Here is a 12803-nt window from a genome sequence, read left to right as displayed (position 1 = left end):
GGCGCTTGCGCCACGTCTTACCCTGGAAGGCACGACATGAATCTGGCTTTGTTCGACTTTGACGGCACCATCACGACACGCGAAATGTTTGGCGACTTCGTGCGCCATGCTGTGTCGCGGCCGCGGCGCCTGGCGGGCAACTTCATCTTTGCCCCGCTGATCATTGGCTACAAGGCCGGCTGGGTCACCGGCAACACCATCCGGGCCAGCGTCGTGCGCTTCGGTTTCAGGGGCGTGCCGCACGCCACGGTGAGCGAGCTTGCTGCACAGTTCTGTGAAATAGCCGTTCCCGGCGTGCTGCGCGAAGTGGCCATGCGCCGCATCCTCTGGCACAAGGAGCGCGGCGACAAGGTGGTGGTGGTCTCCGGCGGCCTGGACATCTACCTGTCGCACTGGTGCGAAAAGCACGGCCTTGAGCTGGTCTGTTCGCGCCTCGAATCGCGCGATGGCGTATTGACCGGGCGTTACCGCGAGGCGCAATGCATCGGCGAAGAAAAGCGCCGCCGCGTGTCGGAAGCCTACGACCTCAACACGTACGAGCATATCTACGCGTACGGCGACACCAAGGACGATATGGAGATGCTGGAGATGGCACAGACCCGGTTCTTCCGCTGGAAGGAGATGGGCCGTTGAACGCGCCAGAGCGACAGACCGCGCTGGTGACCGGAGCCAGCAGCGGCATTGGCCGGGCCATTGCTGAAGCTTTCGCGGCGGACGGCATTGACCTTGTGCTGACCGCACGCAGCCAGCCGGCACTGGATGAACTGCGTACCGAATGGACGCGCACCTATGGTATTCGCGTGACCACGGTGGCGACCGACCTCAGTGTGCCGGGCGCGGCGCAGGGCCTGTTCGAGACGGTGCAGGGCAGGGGCATTGCCATCGACTACCTGGTGAACAACGCCGGAGTGGGCGTGTTTGGCGAGTTCGTCGGCGCGTCACTGGAAGCGGAACTGGCCATGAGCCAGCTCAACATGCTGGCGCCGACGGTGCTGTGCAAGCGCTTCCTTCCGCAGCTGATCGAGCGGCGCGGCAAGATCATGAATGTGTCGTCGCTGGCTGCCTTCCAGCCCGGCCCGTTCATGGCGGTGTACTACGCCACGAAGGCATACCTGTTGTCGCTGTCCGATGCGCTTGCCACCGAGCTGGCGCATACCGGCGTCACCGTCACCACATTCTGCCCGGGTCCCACCTCATCGGGTTTCCAGGACAAGGCGGCGATGCAGGATTCAAAGCTGGTGAAAGGCAAGACGCTGGCCACCGCCGCTGGCGTCGGCATGGCTGGCTACCGCGCCATGATGCGCGGTGACCGTGTGATGGTGCCCGGAGCCATGAACAAGATCATGGCGTTCGCTGTGCGCTTCATACCGCGCCGTGCGCTGGGCCGCATGGTCATGGCGATGTCCGCTCCGGCCTGACGCCGGATCGCTCTGCATTTGTCTTATCGGTTCCACCTGACGCTTCAAGGTCTCATGTCCAAGCCGCTGTCCGATACATCGCCGTCCTTTCTCCGCTCCCGTCACGCATCCGCGACGCCAGGGGAGAAACCCCTGTGGGCGCGCCTCCTGGGCGCTCTGGTGGCGCCGTGGCTGAAAATCGACATCCTGTGCCGTGTGCCTGAGGACAGTAAGCGTGCGGTCTGTTACGTGTTTGAGCAGGACGGCCTGTCCAATCTGCTGATCCTGGATGAGGCGGCGCGCGAAGCCGGATTGCCGCCAGCATTCCTGCCGATGCCACTGGACGAGCAGGCTGGGGCCGGCCACCGTGCTGCATTCGCGCTGCACAACCGGGGACAGCGCAGGCGTGCCTATCCGGTCGAGTTGATCGCACTGGTTCAGGCGCACCGCCGCGATCCCTCGCTGGATGTCGAGTTGATTCCCGTGTCCATGTTTGTGGGTCGCGCGCCCACCCGCAGCAAAGGCTGGTTCTCGGTGCTGTTCGCCGAAACGTGGGGCCTGGGCGGGCGCATGCGCCGCCTGATGGCACTGCTTCTGAACGGCCGCGACACCCATGTGCGCTTCGCTGTACCGGTGTCGCTGCGCACGCTGGTGGACGAGGGGCAGGCGCCCGAACGTACGGTGCGCAAGCTGGCCCGTACGCTGCGCTCGCATTTCCGTGGCACCCGAACGGCCGTGGTCGGGCCGGACCTGTCCACGCGTCGCGTGGTCATTGATCAGTTGATGGCATCGCCTTCCGTGCGTGACGCCATCGCCGATCACGCCCGTCGTTCCAGCATGACGGCCGATCGCGCCACGAAGCAGGCACTTTCATTCGCACTGGAAATTGCAGCGGACTATTCCCATCCCGCTGTCCGCTCCCTCAGCTTCATCCTCAAGCCGGTGTGGAACCGGCTGTACCGCGGCATTTCCGTGCGCAACCTCGATGCGTTCAAGGATGCCTCCAGGGGCTACGAGGTGATCTATGTGCCCAGCCATCGCAGCCACATGGACTATCTGCTGCTGTCCTACATTCTGTACACGCACTCCATCGTGCCGCCACACATCGCGGCCGGCGTGAACCTCAATCTGCCGCTCGTGGGACGTGTGCTGCGCAAGTGCGGTGCCTTCTATCTGCGCCGCAACATCAAGGGCAGTCCGCTGTACTCGGCCGTGTTCTCCGAATACATGGCCCAGCTCATCAGCCGTGGCTATTCCATCGAATACTTCATTGAAGGCGGCCGCTCGCGCACGGGCCGGCTGCAACAGCCCAAAGCGGGCACGCTGTCCATGACGGTGCGCGCTTTCCTGCGTGAACGGTCGCGCCCCGTGATGTTCCAGCCTGTCTATATCGGCTACGAAAAAATCATGGAAGGCGGCAGCTACATCGACGAGCTGTCTGGGGCGGCGAAGAAAAACGAGAGCATCTGGAAGCTGATCACCAGCCTGCCGGGCGTGCTGCGCTCGCGTTACGGCCAGGTCGTCGTCAACTTCGGCCAGCCCGTGTACCTGGCCGATGTGCTGGATGCCAGTGCGCCAGGGTGGGAGGCCGAAGCCTCACCGGGCGCACGCGAGAAACCGGCATGGCTTACCAGGGCGATCGACGACCTCGCCATGCGCATCAACATCAACGTCAATGCGGCTGCGGACGTGAATCCGGTGAACCTGCTGGCGACGGCGCTGCTGTCTGCGCCGCGTCATGCAATGGCCGAAAGTGATCTGCTGGCCCATCTGGCCTTGCTGAAAACGCTGCTGAGCCAGGTGGTGTACGACCAGCGCGTCACCGTAACCGGCATGACCCCCGAACAGATGGTGGGCTATGGCCTGGAACTGGGCGTGCTGGAACGGGTGAAGCATGAGTTGGGCGATGTCCTGCGCATTCGCGAGGCCGACGCGGTTCTGCTGTCGTGGTACCGGAACAACAGTCTCCATCTGTTCGTGGCGGCGGGCGTGATCGCCAACTGCCTGATGCAGACCCAGCGCATGCCGCTGTCGCGCATCCGGACCATCGCGCGGCATATCTACGCTTTCGTCAAAGCCGAGCTGTTCCTGCCGTGGGACGAGGCGGGCTTCATGGCGCAGATGGATTCGGCGCATGCGTTGCTGTTGCGCGAGGGCCTGCTGGTCGTCACCGGCGAGCCGGGGCAGGAAGTGGTCGAAACGCTTTCGGGTGATTCCGACGGGGCGGCCTTGCTGCGCGGTGTGGGTCAACCGCTGCGCCAGGCGCTGGAGCGCTACTACATCACGATGGCCGTGCTGGTGAAGAACGGCAGCGGCACGCTGTCTACCGGCCAGCTGGAAACCATCTGCCATTACGCCGCGCAGCGCCTGAGCCTGCTGCATGCAAAGGCCGCGCCGGAATTCTTCGACAAATCACTATTCCGCGTCTTCATCCACAAACTGCGCGATTCCGGTCTGGTGCGCCTGAACGATGCGGGATGCCTCGTGTTCGATGACACGCTGGCGCTATGGGCGCGCGATGCGCGCGAACTTCTGGGCCGCGAGCTGCGCCATGCCATCGAGCGCATCGTGCCGGAAGCAGGCAAGGCTACGTAAAGAGAAGCAGGGGAGCCAGCGGGGGCTGGCGCAAAAAGTTCATGCGAGAGACGACGTCAATGTGTCCGGGAACAGGCCCGGGGGTGGCGTTTGGCCTGAAGAAACGGATCAAGACATCCATCGAAGGAGCGAGTGCGGTGCTGTACGACATTTTCCACAAGGCTGCGGGCGCCAAGAAGCGTCGCGGACGGTTCGACGTATTTCGCGTGAGCCGGCCGGACACCCGGCTGGACGCGGCAGCTCAGCGTGCCGTGCTGGAAGGCTTCGCGCGCGAGACCGACGCGTTGTACCAGGCGGATACCTCGTTTCACTGGCTGGGCAAGCCGGATTACTTCAAGACGCTGAACGACCTGTGGGCCGTATTCCTGGATCGCGAACTGGTGGGGTTCACCGGCATCCGCATCGTGGAGGGCGTGGGCGAGCGCATCGTCTACATCGACAACATGAACATCCGTTCGATTCCGCTGATGGCCGTGGGTCGGCACACCATCGGCTCGATGCTGGTGCACGAGATGTTGTGCGCGCACTTTCCGTATTCGGGCAAACCGATGTCGGTGGTATTCCGCACGCAGAACCCGAGTGTGTACCGGTTGGCCTATTCGATCCTTCCGCACAGCGTGTATCCGCGCATCGACCGCCGCAAGGCGCGCGATGAGGATCGCAGCCGTCGGGTAGCGGCCTTCATGGCGGGTGTCCTGTCGCCGGGGAAAACGTGGGAAAGCGATGTGTCCGTGATTCGCAGCGCTTACCCGGGGCACATCTATGGGCGCCCCTTCACCTCGGCGCAAAGCATCAAGCCGGTGCTCGCGCGTTTCTGGAAAGACAACATCCGCCTGGAAGCGGGCGACGCGCTGCTGATCTGCGGATGCCTCACCCACCGTGAGGTGCGCCTGTCGGTGGCGATGTACCTGAAAGCGTTGTTCGCGGCGCATGTCCGCAGCCGCATCCATGCGCTGACCCGATTCACCCGTCGCGGCACGCCTGTCGCGGCCGATTCCTGACCTGGTTGTTGGATACGCCGCAGTGGCGGCTGAACGTGGGGACTTTTAAGTGAACGATCAAAGTTTGAGGTTGCTGCCGAGGGCTTATTCCCTGCGCGATGCCGAAGGGAAGCGCAAGCGGGTCACGGTAAGGGAGGCGCTGCGCCAGTACGGCCAGTCACTGAACTTCCTGGCGGATCGCCGCCGCACGCTGCACGCGGCGTTCGAGTTCAGTCATTTCCTGATGGTGATTCCGACCATCATCTTCTTCGCGTACTACGTCAGCGTGTCGACGATGGTGCTGTATTTCGTGATCTTCTCGGTGCTGGCCAACGTGGCCAACACGATCTGGTATCACCGTTATTGCAGTCATCGGGCGTTCCAGTTTTCCCATCCGATCATTCCCAAACTGTGCCTCTGGTTCAATCCGCTGGGTTACCGCGAAGAAGTCTATGCGCTGGTGCATCACGTGCATCACACCAAGGCGGATGAAGACGAAGACCCGAATGGCCCGCAGCTGAGCTGGCTGGGAAATTACGCGGCGTCGTACTTCGAGATCGACACGGACATTACCCCGGCGCAGTACGAGCACGTGAAAGCGCGGCTGGCCCACGTGGGCATGCCGTTTTCGTCTTATGAGTCGTTCCAGCGCTGGGCCTGCGTGGAGTCCATTCCGCATTACCTCGGCCGCTGGGCCTTTGCCACGGTGTTCTGGGCGGGTGTGTTCTACGCCATGGGCGGCATGCCGACGTTGATGGCATGGTTTGCCGTGCAGTTCTGCTGGCATGCCATCGTGCGGGATTTCAACTTCCGCGGGCACGGTACGCCGGAGAAGCCGAAGCAGGTAGATGGCTGGGATATGGATCGCCGCACGCTCGCGCTGAATCAGCGCTTCTACGGCTACCTGGCCGGCGAGTGGCACAACAACCACCACGCGTTCCGCGCATCGGCCAATACGGCGTTCATGCGTGGCCAGGTCGATATCCCGTTCCAGATGATCCGACTGCTGAAGGGCGTGGGCATCGTTTCCAAGTATCACGACCACCGGAAAGAGTTCGCCGCGCGCTTCCTGAATGGTGAAAAGGTCGGGAGGGCGCGGGCGGTTGACGTCGTCGCTGAAGAGTCAACGGCGCCGGGCCACATCGGCTGAGGAAGGATGCACATGAATTATTCAACGGCAACCGCAGGGCCGACGGATCACCTTGCCTGGCGGAACGTGTTCCGGATCATGGTCTGGGGCCTTCTTATCACCGTGCCGCTTTCTCTGGCATGCATCCTGTGGGTGGATCGGCCGCTGGCGGTCTGGATTCACCTGCACGGCCTGGACACGCATCTGTGGATGCGCAGCTTCCTGGACGTGCCCATCGTGCTGACTCCGGTGGCGATGATCTACGCCATCGTTTACGTGCTGCGTCGCAGTTCGCGTCCTGCCTCACGCGGCGAGTCGGAGTGGTTTGTGGTCAGCCTGTCGCTGCTGGTGGCGCTGGAGGTCAAGTCGGTGCTGAAGCTCGCGTTCGGCCGCACCTGGCCGCGCGAGGTGATGAACGTAGGAGCGCCGCAAAGTCGCGCCTACGACTGCATCGCCAGCCACGGCTTCATCAACGATGGCATCCACACGTTCAATGCCTTCCAGGGCGCGGACAAGCAATACAGCGCATTTCCTTCCGGTTCCACCGTGGCGCTGCTGGCCGTGGTGATTCCGTTGATGGCGATGTATCCCCGGTGGCGCTTGCCTTTGATCGTGTTCTCCGTCATTTCGCTGCTTTTCTTCGTCATGACGAATACGCATTTCGTGGGTGATGTGGTGGCGGGTATCTACGTCGGCTTGATCTGCGGTTATGTGCCGGTGGCGATGCTCGGCGACGCGCGCCGGAAGGCCCATGCTCATGGATAACGTGCTTTCGCGACGGCGGCTGGCGCCGCTGCTGCGATCCAGCTGGCTGCGCCTGCTGGTGGGTCTTGGCCTTTTCTCGTGGCTGTGCGTCAAGTCCCGTGTGTTCTCGCACATTGACCGCGACATTGCCGGACTGCATCCGGCGTATGCGGGCGTGGGCGTCGTGCTGGGCCTGGCGGTGATGGGCATCCGTGCCGTCCGCTGGAACGTCATCATGGCCGACGTGGGCCGCCCGCTTCCGACGGGCGAGCTGCTGCGTACCTACGGTGCCGCGTTCTTTCTTGGCATCGTCAGTCCGGGACGCGTGGGGGAGCTGGTCCGCATCTGGCTGGCGCGCGAACACGCCTCCTCGCTTCCTTCGTCAGCTACCTCCGTGGTGTTCGATCGCATATTCGATGTGGTGCCCACGTTGGTGGTAGCCGCCGCGTTCGGCGCCACGGTGGGCTCCGGCAATCATGGCTATGTGGTGATTGGCGTGCGCGTCGCATTCGCCGTACTGGCGCTGGCGTCGGTGGCATTGCTGGTCTGGCCGCGCTGGTTTCAGCTGCGCGTGGAAAAGCTGGCGGCGAAGACGCTCGCGCGACTGGGCCGCCTGGCGGCTGGCACGGCGGCTGACCATCAGGTGGTGGCGCTTATCAGCCGGCGCACGATGTTCAAGGCATTTGTGATCTCGGTGGCGTCGCAGGCGCTGATCGTGGCGCAGACCTATGTGTTCTGCCGCGCCGTGTCCACAGACATCAATCCGCTGGTGACCTACGCGATTGTGACGATGGCGACTATCGTCGCCTCGTTGCCGCTGTCCATCGGCGGTATCGGCACCCGCGAAGTCGCCGTGGCCTCGGCGCTCACCGCGCTTGGCCTGTCTGAAACGCAGGCCACCGGTTTCTCGCTGCTGTGCCTGCTCAACTTCCTTGTTGTTGCCTCGGCATCGCTGATTGCTTTCGTGGGTGGTCAGGCGGGCCTGTCGGACGTGCGCGAAGCACTCCGCGACGACCGGGCCGCGCGCGTTGCATCGGCCACCCCTCAGGAAAAAAGCGCATGAACGGAAAGATGGTTTTGTGCATCGCCGGCGCGCTGCTGGCTGGCATATCCATGGCGGCGTCCGCTGCCGACGTGGTGACCTGCGTGTCGGGCTATGTGGACCCGCACAAGGTGTGCAACGTCACGGCAAAGGCGGCCAACGGGCGGCTGGCCATTCGCTCCAACATCCTGGCCGGCGAAAAGCTTCTGCTGGGCGGCACGGTGCAGATCGGTGCCGATGGCAGGATCGAAAGCGTGGGATGCGATGCCGTGGCTCCCGACGCCGACACCACGCAGATGGATTGCCCCGGCGAGGTGGTCACGCCAGGGCTCATCAACCTGCACGAACATCTCAATTACAGCACCGGCGAGCCGCTGAAGCGTCCTGCGAACACCATGGCATCCCATCGCGACTGGCAGGCTGATCCGTCGCTGTGGCCCGGCGACCTGGTCAACCGCACCGGCAGAAAGCCGCCCATTGCACTGGTAGAGCTGCGCCATCTGGCATCGGGCACCACGACGCTTGCCGGCCGTGGCGGTGCGAAAGGGTTGACCCGCAATCCGGATGCGGGCTGGTTCGCGCCGGTGAAGAACATCACGTTTCCGTTCGGGCGCGGCACGAAGCTGCCGCCTGAAGACTGCACGCAACATCGCATCCTGTCCTCGTCGCATCCCACGCTGGTGCATGCGGGCGAGGGCACGGATGCGGCCAGTCGGCGAGAGCTTGCCTGCCTTCTGGAAAGCAGGGAAACCTATGCACAGACGGAGCCCCTGACCCTCGTGCACGCGGTGGCAGTGGACGACGAACTTGCCGCTCGCATGGCCAGGACGCACACCGCCATGCTCTGGTCGCCGCGCAGCAACATGGATCTGTACAACGCCACCGCGCCCATCGGGCTTCTGCAAAGCAAGGGCGTGTCGATCAGCCTCGGCACAGACTGGATGCCCAGCGGGTCGACCACGCTGCTGGATGAAGCGCGCTTTGCCCGCGCCCTGCGGATGGACGACGCGGATGTGACCAGCGAGTCGCTGCTGGCCATGATGACGTCGCATCCCGCCTCAGCCCTCGGCATGACCGGCCAGATCGGCGTGATCGCACCGGGCGCACAGGCGGACCTTGCCGCGTTCCGCGTCGGCGATACCGATCCGGGAATGATGGCGGTTGAAGTGATCGAGTCGCGGAGCACCAACGTCCACTTCGTGATGGTCGGCGGGAAGATGAAATACGTCTCGGCCCAGCTCACCTCGTGGCTGGCTGACTTCAGCGAGGCAGATGCCTGCATGGCGCTTCCGAAAAATGGTTGCACAGGCGAAGGCTACGCATGCGGCGCCCCGGTGCTGAAGCGCGCCTTCGCGCGACCGGATGCGGCGCTCATCCTCTGCCCGACACCGCCGCCGGAGCTGGTCGACTGTGCATGCGCGCCCTGAGGAACACAACGAAACGGTGAACGCCGGGCCGCTCTGGCGATTCGTGCTGCGCTTCATCGTGCTGCACGCCATTGCTGTTACCGGCGCACGTCCAGACAACGCATGGCACACATGGGGCCATCACACACGCAGGACAGGACACGAATGAAGATTGGGGCAACGATTCAGGGCGGCCTTCTGGCCATGTCGCTTTGCGCGGCGCTGGCAGGCTGTGCGTCATCGTCCCGGGCAGTGCGCCCGGCCGACGCCAGGCCGGTACCGGCGTCGGGCATTCTGGGTCACGACCTGTTGCAGGCCGATGCGCAGCGCACGCTGCCGGTGACCATCGTGCGCGACAAGGGAACGGTAGGGTCCATGACCCACACCGTGCTGCTGATTGACCGGCAGCCAGTGGCGATGCTTGATCGCCGCCAGAAGGTGGATGTTTTTCTCACCCCCGGTGTTCACATCTTTACGGTGAGCTACATGAAGCACCTCACCGGTCGCCCGCTGGGCGAGTACAACATCGACATTCAACCGGACACCGACAACCAGTTGCGTCTGCGGCTGGTGACGAAGGACGCGCCGCGTGTCGAGCGCATGAGTGCACCGGATGTTCCGGGCGGGCAGGGCAAGCCGCTGTGGCACGACCGCGAAGATCTGGAGCAGTACGCCAACCCGGCGGACGTCGCCTCCATCGTGGACGATGCCATCGCGCACGCATCCACGGGCGACTGGTGGAAGACGCTGGCCGGGCGCGGCATGAATGAGCAGACCCGCTACGTCTACACGACGAAGGCCGGCTGGGTGGATCTGAAGCACGTGATTTCCACGGCCAGCAACCCGGGATGCTATGTGCCGGGCGCGTCGATCTTCGGGGCGTGGACCATGGAGGTCATGCAGGTGTTCTACGCGCCATTCTCGGCGTTCGAGGCAGAAGACTTCCTGTCCAATCGCATCGGTGGCAACGCGGCGGTGATCTACGCGGCCACGCTGGGAACCAAAGGCACCCGTGGCCAGATCGTGCAGCGGATGATCGACAAGCTCGGCCCCCTGAGTGCCGAAGAGGCAGCCGCTCACTTTGGCGTGCATGGGCCGCTTCAGAAGTGGCCGTTCAATCCTGACGAAGTGGGCCCGATGGATCGCAGGACGGCCGGTCGCTGAGGACCGGCCGCCTGATGTATCGCAAAGCGCCGCTTACAGCTCGGCGCGGAACTCGATGCCCACCACACGCGGGTCATTCACGAAAGCGGTGCGATTGTTGAAATCAATGCCGCCCGTGATGACCTGCTTGCCGGTGATGTTGCGACCGTACAGGGCGATTTCGCGCTTGCCGAAGTTCCAGTTGTAGCCGACGCGCACGCCACCTTCCAGGAACGCCTTGCTGCGGAATTCTTCCGAGTCGTACAGGAAGAAATTCACTTCCGAGCGGTAGTTCCAGTCGGTGTACACGAAGAACTCGCCGCTTTCGCCGTACGGGATGCCATAGCGTGCGGTCAGCGTGCCGATCCACTTCGGCGCGTTGGGCAGGCTGTTCCCGTCGATGATGGCGTTGCCCGCGGCGTTCAGCGGATTGGTGACCGTGCAACCGCCACCGCACGGAGCGACGGCGAGGTTGGGGTCTTTCAGTTCGGTGTGGTTGTAGCTGCCGCCGGCCGTCACGATGAGGTTCGGCGACAGGTAGGCTTCCAGATCGAACTCCGCGCCGTAGCCCTCGGTCTTCTTCGCGTTGATCAGCTGGGTGACGTTGGTCGCGCCCCCCACGGCCGTGAGCTGCTGATTGTGCATGTTGAACTTGTACACATCGGCGTTGAAGCGAACCTTGTTGTCTTCGCTGGTCGTCTTGATGCCCAGCTCGTACGAGGTGATGGTTTCCGGTTTCGCGGTGGAAATCGTGTTGCTGAAGTTGATGCGGCCCTGCACGCTGGGTGCGCGGAAGCCGTTGGCAACGCGTGCGTATACGTTGGTATTGGGCGACAGCGTCCAGGTGCCGGTCAGGTCGCCGCTCCAGCGCGCATCCACCGGATCGGCGGTCAGCGGACCCACGGGGCCGGTGAAACCGAGTGTGCGGGTAGCCGAGAAATCACGCTTGTCGTGCGAGTAGCGGGCGCCCGCGCGAACGTCGAAGGCGTCGGTGATGTTGTAGTCGGCCGAGCCGAAGATTGCCCACGCCTTGGTGCGCTGCGCCTGGCTGACGTCGCCGTTGAGCACGTGGTTGTTCAGCGTGTCGTACGAGTAGTTGCGGATCGCAATGTCTTCGTCGAAGTAGTACGTGCCGACCTGCCACTTCAGGCGGTTGGACGGATCGTTGGCAAGGCGGAATTCCTGGCTGATCTGACGATCCTTCGGCAGCGCATCGGCGGTTTCCGAATAGAACGGGGTGATGTAGCGGTTGCCGAGGTTCGGCGTGGCCGGCGTTTCGGAGGCATCGTAGCCACCGTCCACATCGCCCAGGCTGTACGTGGTGGCACGCTCCAGGCCGGTGATCGACGTAAGGGTCAGGTCGTTGAAGTGCCAGTTCAGGTGCAGGTTGCTGCCCCAGGTGAACAGGTGCTGGCGGTTGCGGCCGTCCTGAGCCACGGTGTCGCGATCAAAGCCAGGAACGAAGCTGGGTGCGCCCAGTTCGATGGCATTGGCGCGATTGACCATCGCGCTGCCATCCAGCCAGCGACCGTGCACGTTGATCAGTGCGTCGAAGTTTTCGCTGGCCTTGTACAGCGCCTGCAAACGCACGGCGCGGTCGTTGTAACCACCCAGCACGTCTTTCTTGCCGGTGTAGGCATTGTCGATCCAGCCGTCGCGATGCTGCGCAAGCGCGGACACGCGTGCCGACCAGTTCGGGCTGAGCGCGCCACCGAGTGCCGCTTCAACATTGGCCGTGCCCAGCGAGCCGTAGGACACGCGGGCATAACCGGTCGTTTCCTGGGTGGGCTTGCGCGATTCGAACTTGATGACACCCGCAGGCGAGTTGCGACCGAACAGCGTGCCCTGCGGACCACGAAGCACTTCCACCTGTTCCAGATCGAACAGCGGGAAGCCCTTCAGGATGGGGTTTTCCTGGACGATGTCGTCGTAGACCATCGACACCGGCTGCGACGCGTTCAGATCGAAGTCGCTGTTGCCGAGGCCGCGAATGTAGAAGCGCGGGAACTCACGACCATACGAGGTTTCGGCATACACGCTGGGTGCGCGTGAGGCCAGCTGAAGCACGCCGTCACCTGCCTGGCCGAACGCTTCGAGCTTTTCTGCCGGAAGTACCGTCATCGAGATGGGCACTTTCTGCATGTCTTCCACACGTTTTTCAGCGGTGACGCTGATGGTCTGCAGTGTGGCGGTTTTCGGTGGCGTGTTGGCCGTGTTGGCGGCGGGTGCGTCCTGTGCGGCAGCGGTGCCGGCGGCGAGTGCCACTGCGATATGCAAGGCAATGGCTAGACGTCGCGGCGTCCGCGTGTTCCGGAGGGTCATGGCTCTTTAGTTCCCGATTGGCTTGGAGTCGTGAAGCGCGGTGGG

Annotated in this window: 10 protein-coding genes; 9 read left to right on the top strand and 1 reads right to left on the bottom strand. The window is 63.5% G+C overall.

Annotated elements, in window-relative coordinates:
- Window positions 1–36: 36 nt before the first annotated feature.
- The 9 genes from FHW69_RS17280 to FHW69_RS17240 all read left to right on the top strand — a co-directional run bounded on the left by FHW69_RS17280 (window position 37) and on the right by FHW69_RS17240 (window position 10457).
- Window positions 37–633 carry an HAD family hydrolase gene (locus tag FHW69_RS17280; RefSeq protein ID WP_183424351.1) on the top strand — a complete coding sequence of 199 codons (597 nt, stop codon included), beginning with the start codon at window positions 37–39 and terminating at the stop codon, window positions 631–633.
- Entirely contained in the window at window positions 630–1418 is a 789-nt protein-coding gene (locus tag FHW69_RS17275; RefSeq protein WP_183424350.1) for an SDR family oxidoreductase, read from the top strand. The genes FHW69_RS17280 and FHW69_RS17275 overlap by 4 nt, the downstream gene beginning before the upstream one ends.
- 54 nt (window positions 1419–1472) lie before the next feature.
- Window positions 1473–3992 carry a glycerol-3-phosphate 1-O-acyltransferase PlsB gene (gene plsB, locus FHW69_RS17270; RefSeq protein ID WP_183424349.1) on the top strand — a complete coding sequence of 840 codons (2520 nt, stop codon included), beginning with the start codon at window positions 1473–1475 and terminating at the stop codon, window positions 3990–3992.
- 59 nt (window positions 3993–4051) lie between these two features.
- A complete protein-coding gene (locus FHW69_RS17265) occupies window positions 4052–4993 on the top strand; it encodes a hypothetical protein (protein WP_183424348.1) in 942 nt (313 codons plus the stop codon).
- Between the two features lie 49 nt (window positions 4994–5042).
- Window positions 5043–6122 carry a hypothetical protein gene (locus FHW69_RS17260; protein WP_183424347.1) on the top strand — a complete coding sequence of 360 codons (1080 nt, stop codon included), beginning with the start codon at window positions 5043–5045 and terminating at the stop codon, window positions 6120–6122.
- A gap of 12 nt (window positions 6123–6134) precedes the next feature.
- Window positions 6135–6866 carry a phosphatase PAP2 family protein gene (locus FHW69_RS17255; RefSeq protein ID WP_183424346.1) on the top strand — a complete coding sequence of 244 codons (732 nt, stop codon included), beginning with the start codon at window positions 6135–6137 and terminating at the stop codon, window positions 6864–6866.
- The gene (locus FHW69_RS17250) at window positions 6859–7908 is read left to right on the top strand and encodes a lysylphosphatidylglycerol synthase transmembrane domain-containing protein (protein ID WP_183424345.1); all 1050 of its coding nucleotides are present in this window, start codon (window positions 6859–6861) and stop codon (window positions 7906–7908) included. The genes FHW69_RS17255 and FHW69_RS17250 overlap by 8 nt, the downstream gene beginning before the upstream one ends.
- A complete protein-coding gene (locus FHW69_RS17245; protein WP_183424344.1) occupies window positions 7905–9314 on the top strand; it encodes an amidohydrolase family protein in 1410 nt (469 codons plus the stop codon). Before FHW69_RS17250 ends, FHW69_RS17245 begins: the two co-directional genes overlap by 4 nt.
- A gap of 144 nt (window positions 9315–9458) precedes the next feature.
- Window positions 9459–10457, top strand: coding sequence for a hypothetical protein (locus tag FHW69_RS17240; RefSeq protein ID WP_183424343.1), 999 nt, complete (start codon window positions 9459–9461; stop codon window positions 10455–10457).
- 33 nt (window positions 10458–10490) lie between these two features.
- Here FHW69_RS17240 and FHW69_RS17235 read toward each other — a convergent pair whose 3' ends face one another.
- Window positions 10491–12758: a TonB-dependent receptor gene (locus tag FHW69_RS17235; RefSeq protein ID WP_183424342.1), complete on the bottom strand. Its 2268-nt coding sequence runs from the start codon at window positions 12756–12758 to the stop codon at window positions 10491–10493.
- Window positions 12759–12803 lie beyond the last annotated feature (45 nt).

Source organism: Luteibacter sp. Sphag1AF (assembly GCF_014192715.1).
GTDB lineage: Bacteria > Pseudomonadota > Gammaproteobacteria > Xanthomonadales > Rhodanobacteraceae > Luteibacter.
The sequence above is the reverse complement of the archived record's forward strand: the minus strand, read 5'-3'. Positions and strand labels throughout refer to the sequence as shown.